Source organism: Pseudonocardia sp. McavD-2-B (genome assembly GCF_024124365.1).
Lineage (GTDB): Bacteria > Actinomycetota > Actinomycetes > Mycobacteriales > Pseudonocardiaceae > Pseudonocardia > Pseudonocardia alni.
The window spans coordinates 1-23,838 of record NZ_JAMXSG010000063.1 but is presented as its reverse complement, the minus strand read 5'-3'; the positions used below and the strand labels follow the sequence as shown (position 1 = coordinate 23,838).

At 73.6% G+C, this 23,838-nt stretch carries 21 protein-coding genes; 10 read left to right on the top strand and 11 right to left on the bottom strand.

The features are described from left to right. The 3 genes from NH602_RS11280 to NH602_RS11270 all read right to left on the bottom strand — a co-directional run. Positions 1-385 (bottom strand): SDR family NAD(P)-dependent oxidoreductase (locus NH602_RS11280; RefSeq protein WP_253067794.1); only part of this gene is annotated, 385 nt, incomplete at its 3' end. Positions 386-393: 8 nt separating this feature from the next. Beyond that, complete coding sequence (locus tag NH602_RS11275; protein WP_253067793.1) at positions 394-1,716, bottom strand: MFS transporter; 1,323 nt, start codon at positions 1,714-1,716, stop codon at positions 394-396. Between the two features lie 44 nt (positions 1,717-1,760). Then, positions 1,761-3,116, bottom strand: a complete 1,356-nt coding sequence (locus tag NH602_RS11270) for an FAD-binding protein (RefSeq protein ID WP_253067792.1) — start codon at positions 3,114-3,116, stop codon at positions 1,761-1,763. Positions 3,117-3,369: 253 nt separating this feature from the next. On the opposite strand from NH602_RS11270, the gene NH602_RS11265 reads away from it, so the two are divergent. Continuing rightward, a complete protein-coding gene (locus tag NH602_RS11265; protein ID WP_253067791.1) occupies positions 3,370-4,170 on the top strand; it encodes a GAF and ANTAR domain-containing protein in 801 nt (266 codons plus the stop codon). A gap of 415 nt (positions 4,171-4,585) precedes the next feature. Beyond that, a complete protein-coding gene (locus NH602_RS11260) occupies positions 4,586-6,241 on the top strand; it encodes a BCCT family transporter (RefSeq protein ID WP_083658940.1) in 1,656 nt (551 codons plus the stop codon). Positions 6,242-6,386: 145 nt separating this feature from the next. Here the strand turns inward: NH602_RS11260 and NH602_RS11255 are convergent, their stop codons facing one another. Then, positions 6,387-6,953 carry a PadR family transcriptional regulator gene (locus NH602_RS11255; RefSeq protein WP_073577276.1) on the bottom strand — a complete coding sequence of 189 codons (567 nt, stop codon included), beginning with the start codon at positions 6,951-6,953 and terminating at the stop codon, positions 6,387-6,389. Between the two features lie 228 nt (positions 6,954-7,181). Between NH602_RS11255 and NH602_RS11250 the strand changes: the two genes are divergently transcribed. From NH602_RS11250 to NH602_RS11220, 7 genes are read left to right on the top strand one after another with little or no spacing between them, the layout of a single operon-like run. Next, complete coding sequence (locus tag NH602_RS11250) at positions 7,182-8,693, top strand: class I adenylate-forming enzyme family protein (RefSeq protein WP_179762221.1); 1,512 nt, start codon at positions 7,182-7,184, stop codon at positions 8,691-8,693. A gap of 16 nt (positions 8,694-8,709) precedes the next feature. Beyond that, positions 8,710-11,115, top strand: a complete 2,406-nt coding sequence (locus NH602_RS11245; protein WP_253067790.1) for a molybdopterin cofactor-binding domain-containing protein — start codon at positions 8,710-8,712, stop codon at positions 11,113-11,115. A gap of 1 nt (position 11,116) precedes the next feature. After that, positions 11,117-11,896: an enoyl-CoA hydratase/isomerase family protein gene (locus NH602_RS11240; RefSeq protein ID WP_073577274.1), complete on the top strand. Its 780-nt coding sequence runs from the start codon at positions 11,117-11,119 to the stop codon at positions 11,894-11,896. After that, a complete protein-coding gene (locus NH602_RS11235) occupies positions 11,896-12,762 on the top strand; it encodes a xanthine dehydrogenase family protein subunit M (protein WP_093353927.1) in 867 nt (288 codons plus the stop codon). Before NH602_RS11240 ends, NH602_RS11235 begins: the two co-directional genes overlap by 1 nt. Next, entirely contained in the window at positions 12,759-14,000 is a 1,242-nt protein-coding gene (locus NH602_RS11230; RefSeq protein ID WP_179762223.1) for a 2Fe-2S iron-sulfur cluster-binding protein, read from the top strand. The genes NH602_RS11235 and NH602_RS11230 overlap by 4 nt, the downstream gene beginning before the upstream one ends. 44 nt (positions 14,001-14,044) lie before the next feature. After that, positions 14,045-15,355 carry a benzoate/H(+) symporter BenE family transporter gene (locus tag NH602_RS11225; RefSeq protein WP_253067789.1) on the top strand — a complete coding sequence of 437 codons (1,311 nt, stop codon included), beginning with the start codon at positions 14,045-14,047 and terminating at the stop codon, positions 15,353-15,355. Between the two features lie 55 nt (positions 15,356-15,410). After that, a complete protein-coding gene (locus NH602_RS11220) occupies positions 15,411-16,283 on the top strand; it encodes a LysR substrate-binding domain-containing protein (protein WP_308292832.1) in 873 nt (290 codons plus the stop codon). Positions 16,284-16,304: 21 nt separating this feature from the next. Here the strand turns inward: NH602_RS11220 and NH602_RS11215 are convergent, their stop codons facing one another. The 7 genes from NH602_RS11215 to rraA form a co-directional block, all read right to left on the bottom strand. Then, entirely contained in the window at positions 16,305-16,898 is a 594-nt protein-coding gene (locus NH602_RS11215; protein ID WP_179762226.1) for a UbiX family flavin prenyltransferase, read from the bottom strand. After that, positions 16,895-18,250, bottom strand: coding sequence for a UbiD family decarboxylase (locus tag NH602_RS11210; protein ID WP_253067787.1), 1,356 nt, complete (start codon positions 18,248-18,250; stop codon positions 16,895-16,897). Before NH602_RS11210 ends, NH602_RS11215 begins: the two co-directional genes overlap by 4 nt. Then, positions 18,247-19,038 (bottom strand): SDR family NAD(P)-dependent oxidoreductase, encoded by a 792-nt coding sequence (locus NH602_RS11205; protein WP_073577268.1) that lies wholly within the window; start codon positions 19,036-19,038, stop codon positions 18,247-18,249. Before NH602_RS11205 ends, NH602_RS11210 begins: the two co-directional genes overlap by 4 nt. Continuing rightward, positions 19,035-20,450: an MFS transporter gene (locus tag NH602_RS11200; protein WP_073577267.1), complete on the bottom strand. Its 1,416-nt coding sequence runs from the start codon at positions 20,448-20,450 to the stop codon at positions 19,035-19,037. The genes NH602_RS11205 and NH602_RS11200 overlap by 4 nt, the downstream gene beginning before the upstream one ends. Continuing rightward, the gene (locus tag NH602_RS11195; protein WP_253067786.1) at positions 20,447-21,628 is read right to left on the bottom strand and encodes a cytochrome P450; all 1,182 of its coding nucleotides are present in this window, start codon (positions 21,626-21,628) and stop codon (positions 20,447-20,449) included. Before NH602_RS11195 ends, NH602_RS11200 begins: the two co-directional genes overlap by 4 nt. A gap of 244 nt (positions 21,629-21,872) precedes the next feature. Beyond that, the gene (locus tag NH602_RS11190) at positions 21,873-22,409 is read right to left on the bottom strand and encodes an SDR family NAD(P)-dependent oxidoreductase (protein WP_253067785.1); all 537 of its coding nucleotides are present in this window, start codon (positions 22,407-22,409) and stop codon (positions 21,873-21,875) included. 362 nt (positions 22,410-22,771) lie between these two features. Continuing rightward, positions 22,772-23,269 (bottom strand): ribonuclease E activity regulator RraA, encoded by a 498-nt coding sequence (gene rraA, locus NH602_RS11185; RefSeq protein WP_253067784.1) that lies wholly within the window; start codon positions 23,267-23,269, stop codon positions 22,772-22,774. Positions 23,270-23,536: 267 nt separating this feature from the next. Between rraA and NH602_RS11180 the strand changes: the two genes are divergently transcribed. After that, positions 23,537-23,838: hypothetical protein (locus NH602_RS11180; protein ID WP_237453674.1), on the top strand; the 302-nt coding region annotated here is incomplete at its 3' end.

Sequence of the window (23,838 nt, the reverse complement as noted above, 5' to 3'; positions counted from 1 at the left end):
GGGGGGGGGGGGGGGGGGGGGGGGGGGGGGGGGGGGGGGGGGGGGGGGGGGGGGGGGGGGGGGGGGGGGGGGGGGGGGGGGGGGGGGGGGGGGGGGGGGGGGGGGGGGGGGGGGGGGGGGGGGGGGGCGACACCCGGCCCGGCACGCCGGCACAGGTGACCAGGCCGTCGATCCCGCCCAGCTCGCGCGCCCCCCGGTCGAACGCCTGCGCCACCGCGTCCTCGTCGCGGACGTCGCACCCGATGTGCCGGCGGCCGCCGACCGCCGGGGCGTCGCCGTCGATGTCCAGGCCGGCCACGGAGGCACCTGCGGCACAGAGCCGGTCGCAGACGGAGCGCCCGATACCGCTCCCGGCGCCGGTGACGACAACCCGGCGACCCGCCATCGGCAGGGTCACGCCGGCTCCGCGGCCCGGCCGGTCACGTCCTCGGCGAGCGTGCCCCCCGAGGTCTCCCGCAGGACCGCGATCACGCCGAGCCCGACGAGCGCGGCGAACACCAGGTAGAACGCGGGGGCCAGGGTGTTGCCGCTCAGCGACACGAGCGAGGTCGCGATGACCGACACCAGCCCGGACCCGATGACCCCGCCGATGTTGAACCCGATCGAGACACCCGTGTAGCGGACCCGGGTGGGGAACAGCTCGGAGTAGAGCGTGTAGATCACGCCCTGGCAGATCCCGAACGGCACGTTCAGCACGAGGGCGGCCACCACGGCGAGCCCGATCGACCCCTGCTGCATCACCCAGTAGCAGGGCACCGCGAGTACGGCGAAACCGACGAGTCCGGCGGTCAGGACGGTCCGCCGGCCGAAGCGGTCGCTCAGCGCGCCCGCCCACGGGATGAGCCCGATCGGGAGCAGCACGATGAGCACGATCAGCCACAGCGCCCCGGTGAGCGAGTACCCGAGCACGGCCGAGAGGTGGACGAGCAGGTAGACCGAACTGAGCCCGCCTGCCGTCATCGTCGCGTAGGCGACGCCGATCACACCGAACACCGACCGCCGGTGGTCGCGGACGACCTCGGTGATGGGGGCCTTGGGCGGCTCGGAGGTGTCGATCATCTGTTGGAACAGCGGCGAGTCCTCGACCCGCATCCGGTACAGGACCGCGCCGACCAGCAGCGGCCCGGCGATGAGGAACGGGATGCGCCATCCCCAGGCCGCCAGCTGTTCGGGCGTGGTCAGCGCGGTCACGGTGCCCACGACGGCCGCCGCACCGGCGAGACCGAGCGCGATGCCCACCGAGGTGGCCGATCCGAACAGGCCCCGTCGTCTCGACGGGGCGGATTCGGTGGCCAGCGAGGCCGCCCCTCCGATCTCACCACCGGCGGAGAAGCCCTGCCCGATCCGCAGCACCGTGAGGAGGATCGGGGCGAGTACTCCGACCTGTGCGTAGGTGGGCAGGAGCCCGGTGAGCACGGTGGCGACGCCCATCACGGCGACGGTGACCATCAGCACCGTGCGGCGACCGCGGCGGTCACCCAGGCGGCCGAAGAACAGCCCACCGATGGGCCGGGCCAGAAAGCCGCTGGCCACGACCGTCAGCGTCGCCAGGACCCCGATGAGCCCGTCCTGGGAGGGGAAGAACAGCGGGGCGAGCACCACCGCGAGGTAGCCGTAGATGGCGAAGTCGTAGTACTCGATGGCCGTGCCGACGGCCGCGGCCGTACTGGCCCGGCGACCGATCCGGGCGGCGTCCTGGGAGGTCGTGCTCGACATGGCGCTCCTTTGCGCGCTGGAGGGATCCGGGGGTGATGGTGCGGTCAGTGCGGGGCGGTGCCCGGTGGGAGGTGGGCCCGCTCGCGGGCGGCGTCCGCGGCGGCGAGCCCGAGGACGACGGCCGGTGCGAGGCCGCCCGCATAGGCGTTGCGGTAGAGGCCGCCCACGTCCGCGCCCGCGGCGTACAGCCCGTCGATCACACCGCCGCCGGAGGACCGGACCCGCCCGTGTCCGTCGGTGTCGATCCCGGCGAACGGGAAGGTGATCGCCGCGGTCGCCTCGACGACGTAGTACGGCGGTTCGTCCAGCAGGCGGGGGAGGACCGACCGCGGCGGGTGGGGGCGCCCGCCGGAGGCGAGCCGGGCGATCTCCGCCGCGATCCGTGGGCCGTCGTAGCCCCACTCCGGCGGCACGTGGGCGAAGTCCTCCGCCGATCCGGCCACCACGCAGCGGGCGCCGCGCCGCCGGGCCAACTCGAACTTGTCGTTCGCCGGGCCGCCTGCGACGTAGGGCGCCCGGACGCGGTCGCGGTGGCCGCGGGCGTCGGTCACCAGCAGGCCCCGGCACTCCGGCTGCTCCACCAGGGCGATCGTGGTCAGGTGGTCCCCGAGGCTCTCGTCGACGAACCGTTCGCCCGCGAGGTTGAACAGCAGGGCGTGCTCGCTGTAGTAGAGCGCCGCCTCGACGTACAGCTCGGGCGTGAGGTGGACGCCGGCCGGTACGAGGTGGCCGTAGAAGCCGCCGCCGGAGTTCGTGATCCGGGCGCCGGCGGCCGTCGCGAGGCGCAGGCCGTCCCCGGTGCTCCACGGGTTGGACCGTGCGGCGATGTCGCGGGCCTGCGGGTGCACGTGCTCGGCCCGCAGGTCCGGGTCGGCGGGGAACCCGCCGGTGGCGAGCAGCGTCGTCGTCGCGATGATGTCCTTCCGGGTGCCGTCCGCGGTCACGATCCGTGCGCCGGCGACGCGGCCGGTGGAGTGTGTCAGCAGCCGCTCGGCGCGGACGCCCAGGAGGATCTCACCGGCGCCCGCGACGCGTCGGCGGCAGGCGGCGACGAACGCGCCCGTGTCGACCCGGTGGCCGATGCCGTAGCGCAGCACGGGCACCGCGGACCCGAGGTCGACCCCGAGATCACGGACGAAGTCGAGAGCTGCGGGGAACCCCGCGACGACGGTGTCCCGCAGCTCGGGGGAGCCGCCGGGGTTGACCTCCGCCATGACCTCGGGGGTGGCGGCCGTCCACAGGTAGCCGGCGTACCGCGCGGACCCGCCCAGGTCCGGGGCGCAGTCGACCAGGACCGCCCGCAGGCCGTGTCCGGCGGCACGCGCCGCCGCCGACAGGCCCGCCATGCCGCCGCCGAGGACCAGGAGATCGGCCCGGGATGCGGTCCGCGGCTCGTCCATGGTCCCCCCGTCGGCACGTCGTACCGGAAGTGCAGTACCGGAAGTGAAGGTGAATTGACTTCAGTTAGGCTAGAAGCCCCGCGAGTGCGCGTCAAGCGATCGGGCTCGACCGCCGTCGGCGGGACGCCCACGTCGTGCGGGCACGAGACCGAGCGCAACGCGAGCGGACGGCCTGCGGCGGCATCGCCTCGCGAGGTTTAGCCGCGCCCACGAGGGGTCACCCCGCCGGGTGGAGTTGACGCGACCAGAGCCGATGGGGACGCCGGACGAGTCGGAGCGCAGCACCGACGGCGCGTGCCCCGCCCCGTACGACGCCACGGCCGACGCCGACGCCGACGCTGACGTCGTCGGGCAATTCCGGCGTCTCGCACCGGCGCTCCTGGACTGTGCGACGGTCGCCGAGGTGCTGGACCGGGTGCTCGACGCCGTGACACGCGTCGTACCCGTGGCGGCGATGGCGAGCGTGACGATGCGCGACGACGCAGGCCACTACTACACACCGGTGTCCACCGGCGGGCCGGCCGAGGAGATCGACGTCGTGCAGTACCGCAGCGGTCGCGGTCCCTGCGTCGACGCCGCCCGCGAGGACGGCCCCGCGTCCGCGGTGTCGGACGACCTGCGGCACGAGGAGCGGTGGCCCGAGCTGGCCGGTACCGCGGTGGGTCACGGGTTCCTCTCGGTGGCCGCGGTCGAGCTGCTCCCCGACGCCCGGCCGCCCCGGCTGCCGGGCGCGCTCAACGTGTACGCCTCCGGACCGCGGGCCTTCGGCCGCGCCGACCTCGACCGCCTGACCATCCTGGCCGGCTACGCCTCGCTCGCGCTGGCGACCACCGACGCGGTCTCGGCCGCGGAGCTCAAGCAGGCACATCTGCAGACGGCGATCGAGACCCGTGATGTCATCGGCCAGGCCAAGGGCATCCTGATGGCCCGCCGCGGGCTGGACGCCGACCAGGCCTTCGACCTGCTGCGGCGGACCTCGCAGGACATCAACGTGAAGCTGGCGCGCCTGGCCCGCACGGTCGCCGAGCGTCCCCAGGACATCGACTCCCTCTAGTGTTGGCGGTCCGGCGTTTGGGTATCGGCGCAGCGGGCAGACGCGCCGCATCCCGAGCGTCGACCCGGGGCGATGCGAGGGTCAGGCCGGGACGGTTGAGTTCGTACAGCCGTCCCGGCCGACAGCACGTACTCCTACGACGGCAGCCCTGACCGCACCCGTAGTCGGTAGGGGGTCTCCGTGAGGGCCGGCGTCGGGCTGATCCGGTGAGACCGTTGCCGAGCCGAGATGACTCCTGGTCACACCCACCGCGCATGGTCCGGCAACGATCTCCGCAGCCCCCGACAGGTGGACATCAAGGGCTTTATCGGACATCTTTGCGCGACTGCGTCGTCGCCGTCCGCCCTGCCTCCGACGACCCGAGGCGAACACCACCACTGGGCGGACCGGTCGGCGGCCGGAGGAGGAGCGCGACGTGCAGGAACTCGCGCGCAGGCTCGGCCTGCGCACCCACCCGCAGATCTTCTTCTGGTCTGCAGGTCTGATCATCGCCTTCCTCGTGGTGCTGCTGCTCGCGCCCGGCCCCATCGGCGCGGCGTTCGACGCGGGTCGTGGGTGGATCACGACGAACCTCGGCTGGTACTTCGTCGTGGGCGTGACGACCTGGCTCGTGTTCCTGATCTGGGTGGCCCTGAGCCGCTACGGCACCCTGCGCCTGGGCGGTGACGACGCACGTCCCGCCTACTCGAACGTGTCCTGGTTCACCATGCTGTTCGCCGGGGGGATCGGGACCATCCTGATGTTCTGGGGGGTCGCGGAGCCGATCTCGCACTTCACGGCGCCCCCGGTCGACGGTGTCGAGCCCTACAGCGCCCAAGCCGCGCAGGACGCGATGTCCTTCGCGCTGTACCACCTGAGCCTGCACACCTGGGCCATCTTCACGCTGCCGGGGCTGGCCTTCGGCTACTTCATCTACCGCTACGACCTGCCGATGCGAGTCTCGTCGGTGTTCTATCCGTTCCTCAAGGAGCGGATCCACGGCCCGATCGGGCGGGCGATCGACATCTTCGCGGTGCTCGGCACGGTGTTCGGCGTCGCGGTGTCGCTGGGCCTCGGCACCTCGCAGATCAGTGCCGGGCTGAGTGCGCTGCTGGGGGTGCCGGACTCCGTCGGTGTGCGGGTGGCGGTCATCACCGTCCTCACCCTCGTGGCGACGGGGTCGATCGCGGTCGGGCTGGACAAGGGCATCCGTCGGCTGTCGAACCTCAACATCGGACTCGCGGTGGGTCTGATGTTGTTCGTACTCATGGCCGGTGAGACCGTCTTCCTCCTCCGACAGATGATCGAGACGACCGGGCTCTACCTGTCGAGCCTGCCGAGGCTGTCCTTCTGGAACGACTCCCTGGCCCCCTACACCGACGAGGACGGCTGGGGCTGGCAGGCCGGGTGGACCGTCTTCTACTGGGCGTGGACAGTGACCTGGGCCCCGTTCATGGGGGTCTTCCTCGCCCGCATCTCGAAGGGGCGCACCATCCGCCAGTTCGTCGGCGGGGTGCTCGTGGCCCCGGCGACCTTCACGGTCGTCTGGTTCGTGATCTTCGGCTGGTCGGCGATGGCGATCGACGGCATCGGCGGGACCGGGGGGCCGATCTCGGCCGCCGTCGCCGACAGCGTGCCGCTCGCGATGTTCGCCTTCTTCGAGAACTTCCCGGCGGCGACACTCGTCTCCGGTATCGCGGTCGTCGTGGTCGCGTTGTTCTTCGCGACGTCCGCGGACTCGGCCGCCCTCGTCGTCGACATGCTCTGCACCGGTGACGACCGGCCCAGCCCGATCCGGCAGCGGGTGTTCTGGGGGCTCACCATCGGTGCACTGGCCGCCTCGCTCATCGTCCTGGGCGGTGATGCCGCGCTGGATGCGCTGGAGCAGGTGATCACCGTGGTGGGGCTGCCGATCTTCACCATGGTCTTCGCGATGGTCTTCGCCCTCGTCGCCGGGCTCCGTTCCGAGGTCCCGCCCCGGATGGTGACGGTGCGGGGGCATCTCTCCGAGCAGCCGGTGGACGGGACCGGGACGGATGGCACGGCCGCCACGCGTGACGTCGCCGGACGGCCTGCGTCATCGACCGACTGACGTGCGACATCCGGCCGGCCCCGGACTCCGTGTCCGGTCGGACGTCGTCCGGGACTCACCAGGGCCCCGGACGACGCGGCGGTAGACCAGGTGGTCACGGACCCACGGATCGGAGCGAGCGAACGACCCCCGACAGGGCCGGTGCTCAGTCGCGCGGGTCGCGCTCGGCCCGCTCGCGACGGAGCCGGTCGAGTTCGTCGTTCGCCAGCGCGCTCCAGAACCGCAGGGCCGCGTGCTCCATCTCCAGGCCCAGCTCGATCGTGATCATGCGCGGCTCGGCCCACTCCTCGCGACCGTGCCGGGCGACCATGTCCTCGTAGTCGGCGATCCGGCTCTCGTGCTGGCGTATCTGCTCGCGGGCTAGTTTCTCGACGTCGTCGGGGGATCCCGCCTCGTTGAAGAACAGCTTGAGCTCGGCGATGTCGCGCATCTGGAAGTGCTCGGCGGTGGGCGCCGCCAGCCACTCACGCAGGGCCGCCCGGCCCTCGTCGGTCAGGGAGTAGGTCTTGCGCCGCCGTCCGTGCTCCTCGGTGTCGAGGGCGAGCAGGCCTGCGTCGGCGAGCCGGTCCGGCTCGGAGTACAGCTGCGCGTGCGGGAAGTGCCAGAAGTAGCCGACGGAGCGGCTGACCGCCCGCTTCAGGTCGTACGGCGTCGAGGGCCCGCGCAACGCGATCATGCCCAGGACCAGATACGACGTCGTGGACAGTCGCATCCGCGCTCCTCTCGTGCCGGCCGGTGCTCCGCGGACTCTAGACGAGGCGAATCGTCGATCCGCGGATGCGGCTCGACCCTCGCACGTGCGTCCCGCCACCGATGACCGACCCTCCTCCCCGGCGGATGCCGCCGGACGGGGTCGTTCCCGAGGCCGGTGGAATCCGGGGCTTCCCCTCTGACAGTCTGAACCGTATGGTCTGAAACAGACTAATGACGAGGGGGTCGGATGGACCTGGTGACGACGCTGCGATGGGCGGTCGAGCGCAACCCCGACCGGCCGGCGGTACGAGGAACCGGCAGGTGGCTCTCCTACCGGGAGTGGGACGCGCGGACCGACCGGCTGGCCGGGGCCCTGCGGAGCCTCGGCGTGGAGCGGGGGGCCCGGGTGGGCCTGGTGATGCACGGCGGCGAGCAGCTCGCGAGCCTGCACCTGGCCGTGCAGAAGCTCGGCGCGGTCTCGGTGCCGCTCTCGACCCGGTTCGGGGTCGAGGAGCTCGGCTACTGCCTGGGCGACGCCGACGTCCGCCTGGTGGTCGCCGACGCCGCGCACGCCGAGCGGGTCGCCGCCGCCGGCCTCGGGGACCTGCTGCGGGACGTGGCAGCCGTCGACGAGCTCGCCGAGCGGCTCGACAGCCCCGTCTGCGTCGCCCCGGACGAATCGGACCTCAGCGTCATGCTCTACACGTCGGGGACCACCGGGAAGCCGAAGGGTGTCCCGCGTACCCACCGGGCCGAGCACCTGGCAGCGGTCGCGCACGTGATGCAGACCCGGCAGCGGCAGGGGGTCGCGACCCTCGGGGTGATGCCGCTGTTCCACACGATGGGCCTGCGCACGCTGCTGGCCTCCGTCGTGGTCGGGGGCACGTGGGTGGGCCAGCCCGCCTTCGACGCCGACGAGTCGATGCAGCTGATCCTCGAGGAGAACGTCGGTTCCCTGTACCTGGTGCCGACGATCTACTGGTCGCTGCTGCGCACCGGACGGCTCGGTGACGCCCGTGCGCTCGACAACCTCGCCTACGCCGGTGCCGCCATGACCCCGTCGCTCGCCGAGAAGCTGGTCGACCAGGTCGCGCCCACCTCGTTCGTCAACCACTTCGGCTCGACCGAGATCTACACGTTCACCATCGGGCCCGACGTCGCCGCCAAGCCCGGCTGCGCCGGCCGGGCGGGGCTGTTCTCCCGGGTCCGGCTGATCGCGCCCGACGCGGGCGCCCCCGTCGACGAGGAGGTCCCGCGCGGGACGCAGGGGCAGGTGATCGTCTCGATGGCCTCGCCCGAGGCCTTCGGTGGCTACCGGAACCGGCCGGACGCGAACGCCAAGGCCATCCGGGACGGGTGGTACCACACCGGTGACCTCGCCGTCGCCGACTCCGACGGCGACCTCTGGGTCTCCGGCCGCACCGACGACATGATCAACTCCGGTGGCGAGAACATCTACCCGGACGAGATCGAGTCGGTCCTGACCCGCTGTCCCGCCATCGACGACGTCTGCGTGGTCGGACTGCCCGACGAGCGATGGGGACACGCGGTGACCGCGTTCGTGGTCCCCGCCCGCGGGACCGACCCGCTGGCCGCGGCCGAGCAGGCCCTGGCCTGGGCCCGGGAGCAACTGCCGTCGCTGAAGCGGCCGAAGCGGGTGATCGCCGTCGACTCGATCCCGCGGTCCGGGGTCGGCAAGACGCTGCGCCGCACGCTCGTCGCGGGCGAGTACGACCTGAGGGGAGAAGCACGTGTCTGATGTGTCCGATGTGTCTGTGGCCGCCCGCACCTGGGTCCCCAGCCGGGACGAGGACGCCGCGCTGGTCACCGGCCGGGGCGCGTTCCTCGACGACCTGGACCCGCTGCCCGGCACGCTGGTCGCCACCGTCGTGCGCTCCACCCGTCCGCACGCCCGGTTGCGTTCGGTCGACCTGAGCCGGGCCCGTGCCCATCCGGGGGTGGCGGCGGTGATCGGCCCCGACGAGGTGCGCGCCGCGCTGCGGCCCTTCCCCCTGTCGACCGGCGCGGTGATGCCCTACCTGCCCACCGGTGTGGACAAGGTGCGCTTCGTCGGCGAGCCGATCGCCGTCGTCGTCGCCTCGGACCGCTACGTCGCCGAGGACGCCGCCGAGCTCGTCGCCGTCGAGTACGACGACCTGGGTGCGGTCACCGCGGCCCGCGCCGCGCTGGAGCCGGACGCGCCGCTGCTGCACGAGGGCGCCGGGTCCAACGTCGCCACCGACCGGACCTTCTCCTTCGGTCCCGTCGAGGAGCGGTTCCGCGACGCCGCGCACGTGGTGACCGGCCGCTACGACTTCCCGCGCTACTCCTCGGTGCCGATGGAGTGCTACTCGGTCATCGCGCAGTGGAACGAGGGCGACGCCGGCCCCTCGGTCGAGGCCTGGGCGAACTTCCACGGACCGTTCTCGATGGTCCCGGTCATGGCCGGCGCGCTCGGGATCCCGACGTCGCGGGTGCGGCTGCACGTCCCCGCCGACATCGGCGGCAGCTTCGGGATCAAGGCCGGCATCTACCCCTACGTGGTGCTGATGGCGCTGGCCTCGAAGCACTCCGGCACGCCGGTGCGGTGGGCCGAGGACCGCGTCGAGCACCTGATGGCGAGCTCCACCGGTGCGGACCGGGCGATGACCTTCTCCGCCGCGGTCGACGCCGACGGCACCGTGACGGCCCTGCGTACCGACCTGATCGACAACGTCGGCGCTTACCTGCGCCCGCCGGAGCCCTCCACGCTCTACCGCTGCTATGGCAACATCACCGGGCCCTACCGCATCGACGCCGTCGAGATCCGGGCCCGCGCCGTGGTCACGAACACCATGCCGACCGGGCTGAACCGGGGCTTCGGCGGCCAGCAGCTCTACTTCGGGCTGGAACGGCTGATGGACGCGGTCGCCGCGGCGACCGGGCGCGACGTCGTCGAGGTGCGGCGGCGCAACCTGGTGTCGACGTTCCCGCACGAGACGGCGACCGGAGGCGTCTACGACTCCGGCGACTACGCCGCGGCGCTGGACCTGGCCGTGAAGAACGCCGACCTCGCCGAGCTGGAGCGCCGGCGCGAGGCGGCCCGGGCCGAGGGCGCCTTCTACGGCATCGGCACCGCCCTGGTCGTCGACCCGTCCGGCACCAACATCGGCTACGTCGGCCTGGCCACCCCCGCCGAGGACCGCAAACCGGGCCGGGACAAGTCCGGCTCCACCGAGCACGTCCGGATGTCGGTGGACCTGCAGGGGATCGTCACCGTGCTGCTCGGGTCGGTCCCGCAGGGCCAGGGCCACGCCACCGTGGCGCGGAAGGTCGCGGCGCAGCGGCTCGGGCTGCCGATCGCGCAGGTACGGGCGGTCGTCGACATGGACACCGCGACGACCCCGTGGACGGTCACGTCCGGGTCGTACTCGTCGCGGTTCGCGCCGCTCGTCACGAGCGCGGTCGTCGCCGCCGCGGACACCATCGCCGCCACGGTGAAGGCGGCCGGGGCCACGCTGCTGGAGGGAGCCGACCCGGGCGAGCTCACCCTGCTCGACGGGAAGGTCGTCCACCCGGACGGTCGTTCGGTCGCCTTCCGCCACGCCGCCGGTGTCGTGCACTGGGACCCGGCGTCGCTGCCCGACGGCGTCCCCGCCCGGCTCTACGCCGAGGCCGAGTTCTCCCCGCGGGAGACCCGCGCGGCCACGGCGGACGACCGGATCAACTCCTCGCTCTGCTACGGCTTCGTCGCCGAGATCGTCGCGGTGCGGATCGACCCGGACACCCTGGAGATCGAGGTCGACCGGGTGTCCTCGGTGCACGACGCCGGGACCGTCCTCGACCAGACCCTGCTCGACGGCCAGGTCTACGGCGCGCTCGTGCACGGCCTCGGCGGTGCCGCCTACGAGGAGTTCACCCACGCCGACTCCGGGCAGCCGACGGCGGCGACGTTCCTCGACTACCTGTGCCCGACCAGCGCCGAGGCCGGGTTCGACCTGCGAACCGACCACGTGGTGACCCCGTCACCGCTGACCCCGCTCGGCGCCAAGGGCTGCGGCGAGGGGTCGTCCATGAGCTTCCCGGTGGCCTACGCCAACGCCGTCGCCGACGCGCTGGCCCCCCACGGGATCGAGATCACCCGCCTGCCGCTGCACGGCGAGGTACTGCACCGACTGCTCACCGAGAAGGAGAACTCCTGACATGGCACTCACCGGCGGCGACGTCGTCCTGGAGCGCGCACACGACGGGCGGGTCGCGTACCTGACCCTGTCCCACGGCAAGTACACGGTCGTCACGATGGAGATGCGCCGGCTGGTCGCCGAGCGCTTCGCCGAGATCGACCGGGACCCGCAGGTCCGCGTCGTGGTGATCCGCTCCGACGGCCAGCACTTCACCTCCGGCGGCGACATCGCCGGGTTCATGGAGGTCGACCCGATCGACCTCACCGACCTCGGCCAGGACGTCACCGCCCCGGCCCGCAGCACCAAGCCGGTCATCGCCGCGATCGACGGCTACTGCTTCGGCGTCGGGCTGGAGATGGCGCTGTCCTGCGACATCCGGCTCGGCACCGGCCGTACCCAGCTCGCGCTGCCCGAGATGAACCTCGGCATGATCCCCGGCTCCGGCGGCACCCAGCGCCTGGCCCGGCTGATCGGCCTGTCCCGGGCGAAGTTCCACATCATGACCGCGACCCGGATCCAGGCCCAGCAGGCGCTCGACTGGGGCATCCTGGCCGGCCTGTACGACGACCGCGACGCGCTCTACGCCGAGGTCGACGCGCTGGCGCTGAAGATGGCCGGGTTCTCCCCGGCCGCGCTGCGCACCGCCAAGGAGGTCCTCGACCGCGGCGTCGACGGCCCGCTCTACACCGGCATCGAGCTGGAGCGGAAGGCCTACTCGATGCTGCGGGCGACCGAGGACTTCGCCGAGGGCGTGAAGGCCTTCGGGGAGAAGCGCACCCCGAACTTCACGGGCCGCTGATGAAGGCCGCACCGTTCGCCTACGTCCGCCCCGGCCGGCTCGACGACGTGCTCGGCGAGCTCGCCGGCGGCGACGGCAAGGTGCTGGCCGGCGGCCAGTCCCTGGTGCCGGTCCTCGCGATGCGCCTGGGCCGCCCCGGCACCCTGGTCGACATCACCGCCGTGCCCGAGCTGACGGCAGCGGGACCGGAGCAGGACGGGTACCGGATCGGCGCGGCGGTGCGGCAGCGCGCGGTCGAGCACGACCGGTCCGCCCGCGCGGTCCCGCTGATCGGGATGGCCATGCCCTTCGTCGGGCACCGGGAGCTGCGCAGCCGGGGCACCGTCTGCGGCAGCCTCGCCCACGCCGACCCGGCCGCCGAGCTGCCCGCCGTCGCCTGCTGCGCGCAGGCGACGGTCGAGCTGGCCGGCCCGGCCGGGCGGCGGAGCATGCCCGCCGAGGAGTTCGTGACCGGCGCGATGACCACCGCGGCCGGGCCGGAGGACGTCGTCGTCGCGGTGACGTTCCCGCACGCCCGGCCGGGGGAGGGCTTCGGGTTCGCCGAGATCGCCCGCCGGCACGGCGACTTCGCGCTCGCCGGGGTGGTCACCCGGGTGCGGGTCGGCGACGACGGCGCGGTGACCGAGGCCCGGCTGACCGGGTTCGGGATCTCCGACCGCGCCGTGACCCGCGACGTGACACCGCTGCTCACCGAGCACGAGGACGACCTGCGCCCGGCCACCGCCGCACTGGCCGACGAGGTCGTCGACACCGGCGGGGACACCCACGGATCCACCGGCTACCGGCGCCGGTTGTTCGGGGTGCTCGCCGCCCGCGAGCTGTCCCGTGCGCTGCACCGCGCCCGGGACCGGAAGGAGCGTTCATGACCACGGTGGAGCCGAGGCGAACAGGTACTGCGGAGCCGCGGGACCGCGTCGCCGCCGACGAGACCGTCGGGATCACGATGACGGTGAACGGCACCGAGACGACCGTCACCGTGCCGCCCCGCGCCCACCTCGGTGACGTGCTGCGCGAGCAGCTCGGCCTCACCGGCACCCACCTGGGCTGCGAGCACGGCGTCTGCGGCATGTGCACCGTGCTCGTCGACGGCGAGGCCGCCCGCGCCTGCCTGCTGTTCGCGGTGCAGTGCGAGGGCGCCGAGATCGTGACCGTGGAGGGCCTGGGCACCCCCGAGGACCAGCACCCGCTGCAGCAGGCGTTCTCCGCCCACCACGCGCTGCAGTGCGGGTTCTGCACCCCCGGGATGCTCATGAGCAGCTACGACCTGCTCAGCAACACCCCGGAGGTGGAGAGCGAGGAGCTGCCCGAGCAGATGTCCGGCGTGCTCTGCCGGTGCACCGGCTACCGCGGGATCCTCGCGGCCGTCGACGACGTGCGGCAGAGCCACCCGGACGGCGTCCCGGGGCCCCGGGCGTGCGGCGCGCGGACCCTGGTCGGGCGGGGGACCGGTGGCGGCAGCGGCGCCGGCGCCCCCGCCGAGGACGTGCCGGCGGCGGCGCTCGCGCAGGAGGTGCGGCTGCCCTCCGGGCCGCCGTCCGCGGTCGTCGACGTCACCAGCGCGCTCCGGCAGCCGGTCGAGCGGGTCTGGGCGGTGCTCGACGACTTCGACCTGCTCGCCCGCTGCCTGCCCGGCGCCCGGCTGACCGAGGTGCTCGACGGCGACCGCTACCGCGGCCGGGCCGTCGTCGCGCTCGGCCCGGTGAAGCTGTCCTTCGACGGTCTGGCCCAGGTCGTCGAGCGGGACCCGGCCGCGCACCGGCTGCGGTTCCACGCCCAGGGCGCCGACGCCGGCGGCAGCGCCACCCAGGCCGACGTCGTGCTGGCCGCCGAGGCCGGACCGGACGGCGGCACGGTCCTGACCGCGCACGCCGACGTCCACCTCACCGGCCGCGTCGCCCAGTTCGGCCGGGCACTGGCCGGTGACGTCTCGCGGCGGCTGTTCGAGCAGTTCGCGACGAGCGTCGACGAGGCCGCCGAGACCGGTTCGGTCACCGAGCCCGGCCGCGGTGCGCAGCTCCGCCTGGTGCTGGGGACCGTCCGGGACACCGTCGGCGCGCTCGTCCGCCGGGGCCTCACCCGCGTCCGCACACTGCGGCGCCGGTAGCCGCCCGCTCCCTGCCCGGTGAGTGATCGCAAGGAGGCGACACCATGACCGCACCGACCGACGAGCCCGCCGAGGGCCCGGCCGCCGCACCGCCCACCCCGCCGGCCGAGCCGCGGCCGACCCGCCGCATCGAACCCGGCCCGGGGATCAGGTCCGGGCTGCGCGGCCTGCCCCGGCGGCTGAACCCCGCAACGGTCGGCGCCGGGGTGGTCGCGGCCGTGTTCGGCTGCACCGGGCCGGCCCTGATCGTGATCGACGGTGCCGCCGCGAACGGCCTGGACAGCCGGGTGATCGCGTCGTGGATCTTCGGGATCTACGTCTTCGGCGGCCTGATCTCGCTGTTCCTCGCCCTGCGCTACCGGATGCCGGTCGTCGGCGCCTTCTCCATCCCGGGGGCCGTCCTGGTGGTGGGGGCGCTGGGGACGTTCCCGTTCTCCGCCGTCGTCGGCGCGTTCCTCGTCGCGGGACTGCTCGTGCTCGTGCTCGGGCTGTCCGGCCTGATCGGCACCGTGTCCCGGTGGCTGCCGCAGCAGATCGTGATGGCGATGATCGCCGGGGCGCTGATCCGGTTCGGCACCGGGGTGGTGACCGCGGCCGAGTCCGCGCCGTGGATCGTCGCGGCCGCGGTGGCCGGGTTCCTGCTGCTGTCCCGGTTCGTACCGGCGGTGCCCGGCGCGCTCGGTGCGCTGGTCGCCGGGCTGGTCGCGGCCGCGGTCACGGGCGGCTTCGCCCCGCAGGCCACCGCCGTCGAGGGCTGGACGGCGCCGGTGCTCGTGGCCCCGACGTTCGACCTCGCCGCGATCCTGGCCGTCGGGATCCCGCTGGCGGTCCTGGTGATCGCCGCGGAGAACGCCCAGGCCTACGGTGTGCTGCTCAGCCAGGGCTACCGGCCCCCGATCAACGCGATGACGGTCGCGAGCGGCGTGGGCGGGCTGCTGGCCCCGCTGACCGGCGGCCACAACGCCAACGTCGCGGGCCCCATGACCGCGATCTGCTCGGGTCCGCAGGCCGGGCCGGACCCCGACGCCCGCTACGCCGCGAGCGCGGTCAACGGCGTGCTGTTCATCGCGTTCGGCGCCCTCGCCGGGATCGCGGTCACCGCGGTCACGGCGCTGCCGACCGAGCTGGTGGCGGTGGTCGCGGGGCTCGCCATGATCGGGGTGCTGGTGTCGTCGTTCCGCGGCGCGTTCGGCGACGGCCGGTTCCGGACCGGCGCGCTGACGGCCCTGGTGGTCGCGATGAGCGGGGTCGCGCCGCTGGGGATCTCCAGCCCGTTCTGGGCGCTCGTCGCGGGGGTCGCGATCTCCGCGGTGGTCGAGCCGGGTGACTTCAGGGTGCGGTCCGAGGCCGGATGAACGCGTGCGCGCCGACGCGGTGACACGGTATCGAACAGATGGTCCGGGGTGATCTGTGGAGCTTCATCAACTTCGGTACTTCGTGACGATCGCGCACGAGGGGAGCTTCACCTCCGCGGCCGCCCGTCTGTATCTGTCCCAGCCGTCGTTGTCGGTGCAGATCCGCAAGCTGGAGCAGGCTGTCGGTGCTCGGCTGTTCGAGCGGACCGGCCGGCACATCGTGCTGACCGCGGCCGGATCCGCGCTGCTCGAGCACACGGAGATCGCGCTCGCCGAACTCGAACGCGGCCGGGAACGGGTGGCCGAGGTCAGCGGCCTGCGTGAAGGCGAGGTCCGGGTGGGCGTGTTGCCCAGCATCGGCGCGCGGATGCTGCCCGAGGTGCTGGCCCGGTTCCGGCGCGCGCACCCGCTGGTCGGGGTGCGGATCGTCGAACACGACATCTCCCGGGAGTTCGAGCAGCTCGTGCGCTCCGGGGAACTGGACCTGGCGATGACCCGGATGCCGCTGACCCTGAGCGGGCTGTGCGTCGACGAGCTGGTCCGCGAGCCGGTGCTCGTGCTGGTTCCCGCCGCGCACCGGCTGGCCGGCCGTGCGGAGGTCGCGCTCGCCGAGCTGGCCGGCGAGGATCTCGTCGGGATGCGTACCGGGTACGGGCTGCGGGACCTCGCCGATCAGTTGCTGGCCGAGGCCGGTGTCCGTCCGCGGGTGGTGCTGGAGACCGGACAGTTGGCGATCGTGCACGGGATGGTGGCCGCCGGGATGGGGGTCGCGCTGCTACCGAGGATGGCCGCGGGCGAAGGCCCCACGGTCCCGATCGCCGACTCCTGTGCGTTCCGTGAGCTGGGCGTGGTGTCGCGGGCCAGCGCGCACGTGTCCCCGCCGGTACAGGCGTTCCGCCGGTTGCTGCTGCGCACGGCGCGCGATTGAGGGCGGAGCTCGGCCGCATGTCTACGACCGGTGCACGACAGCTCGTCCGTCTCGCTCGCCGGTCCAGCGGGCGACCGCGTCGGTGTCGACGTCCAGGAGGTCGAGCGCCCGACCGGTGGTGTGCTCGACGATGTCGGCGACGCTGTGCGGGTGTGCGTAGAAGGCGGGCACCGGCGGCATCACGATCGCGCCGGAGGCGGTGACCTCGGACATCAGCCGTAGGTGTCCGGCGTGCAACGGGGTCTCCCGGAACAGGAGCACCAGGCGCCTGCGCTCCTTGAGCGCCACGTCCGCGGCCCGCACCACGAGCGACTCGTCGTAGCTGGCGGCGATCCCGGACAGCGTCTTCACGCTGCAGGGCGCCACCAGCATCCCGGCCGTGCGGAACGAGCCGGAGGAGATCGGCGCGCCCAGGTCGCCGTCGGAGTGCACGACGTCGGCGAGTGCGCGCACGTCGGCGACGCTGCGGTCCGTCTCGTAGCCGATGGTCGCCCGCGCCGCCTTCGTCAGGACCAGGTGCGTCTCGACGTCGGGCACCTCGCGCAGCAGCTCCAGCGCCCGGATCCCGTACACCGCCCCGGACGCCCCGGTGAGCGCGACGATGATGCGTCTCATCGGAGGTCCCCCAGCTCCGCGAGATGGCGCTCGAGAGCCGACGGGTCGGCCGGGGCCACCGTCATCTGCCGGTAGCGGTCCCGGTCGGCGGCCGGGACGGTGGCGTCGAGGCCCAGCTTCGCGGTGAGCCCCTGCTCGGCCGAGGGATCCAGGCTGCTGCCCTTCGCGTTCGGCACCACCAGCAGGTCCCGGTCGGGTTGGGTCCGGGTGGCCACCGCCCAGGCCACCTGCTCGTCGTCGGTGATGTCCACGTCGTCGTCGACGACAGTGACCTGTTTGATCGTGGACGCGGTGAGGAACAGCGTCATCATCGCGGTGGTCGGCGCTCCCGGCGTGGGCCCGCGGAGCGCGACGACGGCGGTGAGCCGGCACGAGCCGGACTCGGGTAGCCGCAGCGCCGCCACGTCCAGCCCGGCCCGGCGCAGAGCCCGCAGGCAGGCCGCCTCGCGCGGTACGCCGCCGGCGTAGAAGTGCTCGCGGCCGCCGGAGAGGATGGTCTGGAACACCGCGTCGTCACGGTGCCAGCCGTCCACCAGCTCGATCACCGGGGCGGGGCCGCCGGGCCCGTACGTGCGCGGATACTCCCCGAACGGCCCCTCGGCCTCGCGGCGTCCGGCCCGGAATCGGCCCTCCAGCACGAACTCCGCCCGGGCCGGCACCAGCGCGTCCACGGTCGGGGCGGCGACCAGCTCGACCGGAGGGGCCAGCGCGTTGGCCACGGCGTAGTCGTCGAGCTCGCGGTCGGCGGGGGACTGGCTGGCGAGAACGAGCGCCGGGTGCACCCCGACCACCAGGGCGACGTCGAGGTCGCGCCCCGCCGCCTCGGCCTCGGTGAAGATCCTCCGTAGCCGCCCGGGCAGCAGCAGCGCACGCAGCTCCCGCTCGCCCGCGGCCAGCAGCCGGTTGATCGAGAGGTTCATCCGACCACTGACCGGGTCGCGGACCGCCAGCAGCGCCGAGGTCAGGTACCTGCCGCCGTCCTCGGAGTGCTGACGGGTCAGCGGCAGCACCGAGAGCATCCGGTCGCCGTGCATGCGGTTCGCCAGCACCGGGGCCCCGGACGCCTCCACCTCCGGGCAGCGCTCCGGGGCGTCCAGGGCGGCGGCGAAGCGGTCGGCCACCCCGGCCGGTTCGCAGCCCAGTACCAGGCCGAGGTGCGTCCGGCTCGGCACGGTGTTCCCCACCAGCGGGAACCCCGCGCCGATCACGTCGCCGAACCGCACGGCGCGCTGCCCGTCGGCACGAGTCAGCACCGCGGCGACGTCCTGGTCCGGGTCGATCGGGGACCTCAGCCGGGCGAGCTCGCCGCGGCCGTCGAGCACGTCGAGCCAGGAACGCAGGTCGGAGCTCACGTGAACACCCCACCGCCGTCGACGACGACGGTCTGGCCGGTGACGAACCCGGACGACGGCGAGGCCAGCCACATGACGGCGCCGACGAGGTCGCCCGGGGTCATCTCGCGGCCCAGCGCCCGCCCCTTCGCCGCCGCGGCGATGTAGTCGCCGGTGTTGAGTGTCCGGCTGGCGGCGTCGCTGACGAGGCCGGGGGCGACGCCGTTGACGGTGATCGCGTCGGATCCGAGCTCACGTGCGGCGGCCCGTGTGAGCCCGTCCACGGCCGCCTTGGAGGCCACGTAGTGCGCGAACCCGGGCGCACCCATCCGCGCCACGGTGGAGGAGATGTTGACGATCCGTCCGCCGCCGCGGGCGCGCATGGCCGGGGTCACCGCTTTGATCGCCTGCCAGGTGCCGCGCACGTTGACCGTCAGCACCCGGTCCCAGGCCTCGGTGGTGAGCTCGGTCAGGTGCGACTTGGTGCCCAGGCCCTGATAGATCGCGGCGTTGTTGACCAGCGCGTCGATCCCGCCGAACTCGGCGCCCGCGGTGGCGACGACGGTCTCCCAGTCGGCGTCGGAGGTGACGTCGGCCGTCACGAACACGACCTTCCCCGCGCCGGCGGAGCTCACCTCGTCGGCCAGGGCGAGCCCCGCGTCGGCGGCCCCGGCGACGTCGGTGGCCACGACGTTCGCGCCCGCCGCCGCGAACGCGGCGACGTAGTCGCCGCCGATCCCGCCGCCGGCGCCGGTGACGAGGACGGTGCGGCCCAGGTGCTCGCCGCTGCTCTGCTCGTTCGTGCTCATTGTGATCCTCCCGGGAGGGGCTCCGGCCGGTCGGCCGTGGCGGTGGGTGACGGACTGGGAACGGCGTCGCGCGGGTCCTCGCGGTCGAGCGCGCCGCGCGTCTCGGGGACGAACGCCGCCCCGAGCAGGAACAGCGCGACGACCACGGCCAGGAACAGCGCCAGCCGGCTGGGGATGTCCGGCACGGTCGGGCTGGCCAGGCTGACGAACGTGGTGGTCAGCCCGCCGATGGCGAACCCGCCGTTCCAGATCAGGGCGGTCGCGGTCGCACGCAACCGGGTCGGGAACAGCTCGTTCAGGAAGATCGGCACCGCGGCGATGGGGGCGTTGGCCAGCATCGTGATCATCAGGCCGTAGCCGAGCAGCGCCCCGGTGTCCTCCGGCCCCAGCCCACCCATGGCCAGCGCGAGCAGCGGCAGTGCCACCAGGTTCACGATGCCGGTGGCCAGGAACACCGGGCGACGGCCGAACCGTTCTGAGGCGTGCCCGGCCAGCAACGCGATCGGCAGGATGGCCAGGCTCGTCCAGACCAGCAGCAGCCCACGCGCGCCCGCCGGAAGCTGGTTGATCTCGTCCAGGAACGTGGGCAGGTAGCCCGAGGTGAGGTAGTACTGCGCGCCCGCGCCGGTCACCAGCGCGGCGGCCGCGACCAGCGTCCGCGGCCTTACCGCGGTCGGCAGGTCCCGGGCCCTGGCCGGCGGCTCCGGCACCGCACCGGCGGCCCGCGCCCGCGCGGCGGACCACACCGGGGACTCCTCGAGCAGCCGGAAGAACGCGAGGCTCGCCAGCGAGGCCACCAGGCCGGTGAAGAACATGACCCGCCAGCCCCACGCGTCGAACGCGGGTCCGGGGAACGCCGAGGACACGGCCAGGAACACCACCGACGCGATCACGGCGCCGAGCCCGGGCCCGCCGCCGGCGACCAGTCCGGAGACCAGGCCGCGCCAGCGCTGGGGCACCGTCTCGGTGCCGAGGGTGTGGGTCGAGGCGACGACGCCGCCGACGAGCAGGCCCTGCACCAGACGGAGCGCGACGAACACCAGCGGTGCGGCGACACCGATCGCGGCGTAGGTCGGCAGCGTTCCCATCAGGGCGGTGGCCAGACCGACGCCGCCCACGGTGACCAGCATGGTCTGCTTGCGGCCGTGCCGGTCGGCGTAGCGGCCGAACACCGCGCCGCCCAGCGGGCGCATCACCAGGCTCACCCCGAACGAGGCGAACGTGGCCGCGAGCGTGAGTGTGGGGCTGTCGGTGGGGAAGAACAGGGGGCCCACCGTGGAGGCCACGTAGAGCAGGATGAACAGGTCGAACAGATCGAACGCGAAACCGACCGTGGACGCGGTGCCCGCGGTGACCATCTGACGGGTCGTCGGCGCGGGGGCCGGGGCCGGGCCGGGCACGGCGGCGCTCACCAGGTCACCGGCAGCCGCCGGACGCCGAGGTGACGCCCTCCGCCCTCGAGCGGGTCGGTCCGCTCGACGTCGCCGTCCACCCGGAACCCGGGGATGCGCTCCAGCACGACCTGGACCGCCGTGCGGATCTCGAGCTTGGCCAGGGCCATCCCGGGGCAGGTGTGGATCCCGGCGCCGAACGCGAGGTGCCGGTTCGGCCGCCGGTCGATGACGATCTCGTCGGCGCGGTCGAAGACCTCGGGATCGCGGTTGGCCGAGGCGAACAGCAGCAGCACCCGTTCACCCGCCTTCATCTGCTGACCGTGCAGGCAGGTGTCGGCCGTGAGCTGTCGCGGGAACCAGTGCAGCGGGGTCTCGTGGCGCAGGATCTCGTCGATCATGGAAGGGATCAGCTTCGGCTCGTCGAGCAGCCGCTGCTGCACATCCGGATGCTCGGCCAGGTACAACAGCGTGTTGCCCAGACCGAGCGCCGTGGAGTCGTGCCCGGCGTAGGTCAGGATGAACATCATGTTGGCGAGCTCGTCGTCGGTCGCCCCGAGTTCGCGGTTGGCCTCGACGAGCCCGGTGAGGAAGTCCTCGCGTGGGTTCTCGCGCCGGTCGGCGAACAGGCCGACCCAGTACCGGCACACCCGGTCGATGATCTCTGGGCCGCGGGAGCCGGAGGCGTGGGTCAGGAACTCCTCGGAGTAGCCGCGGATCTCCTCCGTGTCCTCTGGACCCAGGTCATAGAGCCGGGTGATGACCTCCAGCGGTAGCGGAGTGGCGAGCTCGGCGGCGAGCTCGGCGCGACCCCGTCCGGTGAACCCGTCGACGAGGCGTTCGGCGATGGCGCGGACCGCCGGTTCCATCGTCTTCGCCGCGGCGCCGCTCGTCAGCGGCGCGATGAGCTCGCGGAACCCGGCGTGTTCGGGCGGGTCGTGGTCGATCGGGGGGAACCGGCTCCCGGACACCGGGGGCAGGTAGACGCCGCCGGTCGAGGAATAGGTCATGTGGTCGGTAGCGGCGTCGCGGACGTCGGCGTACCGCGCGATCGACCAGTAGCCGCCGTGGCGCTCGCCGTGCGAGACCGGGCAATGTCGGCGCAGCTGCGCGTAGGTCGCGTAGGCGCGCTCGGGGGACAGACCGGGATCGTGCGGATCGAAGTGCGGGAGGACCTCGCGCGGACTGTTGTCGGGCACCGTTGCCTCTTCTCTACCCTCGGCTTTCCACCCGCTGGCGCGGTGTGCCCCGAGTCTGCGCGGCAGAGCGCCGCCCGACGATGCGCAGCCGGCTATGCCAGCGATAGTCGTCCGGCCAGGTCCCGACCACCGGGTGCGGGTGCAGCCCCGGCGTCCCGGCGGGACCGCCGTGCGGGATCCACCGGGCGAGCAGGTCCCGGCCGGACGATTCGTCGGCGACCGGCAGGAGGCCGGCCCCGGTGGGTCAGGGCGTCGCGGCCGGAGCCGGCCAGACGAAGCGGTCGTCCTCGGCGTAGTCCTCGCACCGGGCCCGCAGCGCCGCGGTGACCTGGTCGGGGGCGTCCGCCCCGACCAGGAGCCGGAACGGGCCGTCGGGTGCGTGGACGTGCCGGCGCAGGGCGTCGACCGCCTCCGCGACGGGCGCCCCGAGCGGCCCCTCGGCCCGCCACGGCACCTCGGCCGTCCCGAAGAGCTCGCGCCGCAGGTCGTCGTAGACGGCGGACGGGGTCGCGAAGTGCATCCCCGCGCCGGCCCAGTCCGTGTCGAACCCGCCGAGCTGGGCCACGGAGACGCGGACACCGAACCGGGCCACCTCACCGGCGAGCGCCTGCGAGAAGCCCTCCAGCCCCCACTTGCCCGCGTTGTAGAGGCCGAGGGTCGGCATGGCACCCACCGCGCCGGTCGTGGAGATCTGGATGGTGTGTCCCGCTCCGCGGGCGCGGAGATGGGGCAGCACCGCCTGGGCGACCGGTGGCAGCTGCGGACCGGGGCGCTCGACCACGCCTACGCCGACGCCGTCGTCCGGCGCGCATGCCGCGCTCTCGCGCCCGTGGCTAGGACGGGAAGCGGGGGTGCGGCGTCGGCGCGCTCCGGTCGTACTCCGCGAGCCACTCCCGTCCCGCGGGGGTGAGCCGCACCCGTCGCAGGTCGCGGTCCGGCCCGCCGGCGGGCTCGACGTGGCTGCTCCCGCACGGTCGCGGCGAACTGCAGCGCGATCGGCTCCTGCACCTCGGAGGCCTCGCCCGCCCCGACGACGACGGCGGCCGGAGCGGCGTCGTCGCCGCTCGCCTCCACCCGGCGCAGGAACTCGGCGAGCCGGGAGTCGGACTCGGCGCTCAGGGGTCGACGAAAGCCGCCGGCACCTCACCGCGCGACGACGACGATCCCGTCCTCGTCGGAGTAGAGGATCCCGCCCGGGGTGAAGTCGACCCCGCCGAACGTCACGGTGCCGTCGACCTCCCCGGCCCCGGTCCTGCTGCTCCTGCGGGGATTCGTGCCCAGCGCCTTGAGGCCGAGGGGGAGCGCGGCGAGTGCCACGCTGTCGCGGACGACCCCGTTGACGACGATCCCGGCCCAGCCGTTCGCCACCGCCAGGCCGGCGATGACATCGCCGATGAGCGCGCAGTGGGTCGAACCGCCGCCGTCGACGACCAGGACCGCCCCGTCACCGGGGCCGTCGAGCGTGGCGCGGAGCAGGGCGTGGTCGTTCTCGCACCGCACGGTGCGCACGGGACCGCCGAAGCGGGAGTGTGCGCCGAAGGAGCGGAACTGGACGTCGCAGGAGCGGACGGCGTCGCCGAGGTCGTCGGCGAGGTCGGCGGTGGTACGGCGGCCCAGGAGGAACTGCGGGTCGATCGACATGGTGCCCACTCTCGTCCGGACCGGGCCCGGTGCCAGCGGGGGGTCCGGCGCGTCCGAACGGGGCGGCGGAAGGGCCGAACGGGACCCCCGCTCTGTGACCGTGACCGCGCTCCGTAACCGGCGCGCGTCCGAATCGTTGAATCGGCACGGCTACCAAAGGGGGGCGTCGTGCCAGGACCGAGATGGGACCCGGACTCGGGTCGCTGGGTGCTCGGGGACGAGTCGTCCCCGGCGCCCCGACGTGGACGTCGCCGATCGGTCGAGGTGATGGACCGGTCGGACGACGTCGTCGAGGCGTCGGCCCGGGACCTCTCGCCCGAGGACCTCGTCGCCGGGATCGTCTTCCCGTCCGCCCGGGAGCCCGAGCCCCGCCCGGCCGCGCCCCGTGGCCGTCCCCGGTCGATCACGGAGCGTGACGATCTGGCCCGGCCAGGAGCGGACCGGGCCGACCACGGCTCCCGGCGCGGGCGTCGCCGCGTTCCGGAGGCTCCCGGACCGGACGCGCTCTCGACCGAGCGGCACCCCGGGGGCCCGTATGCCGGGGAGCCGCGCCCGAGCGCGACGACTCC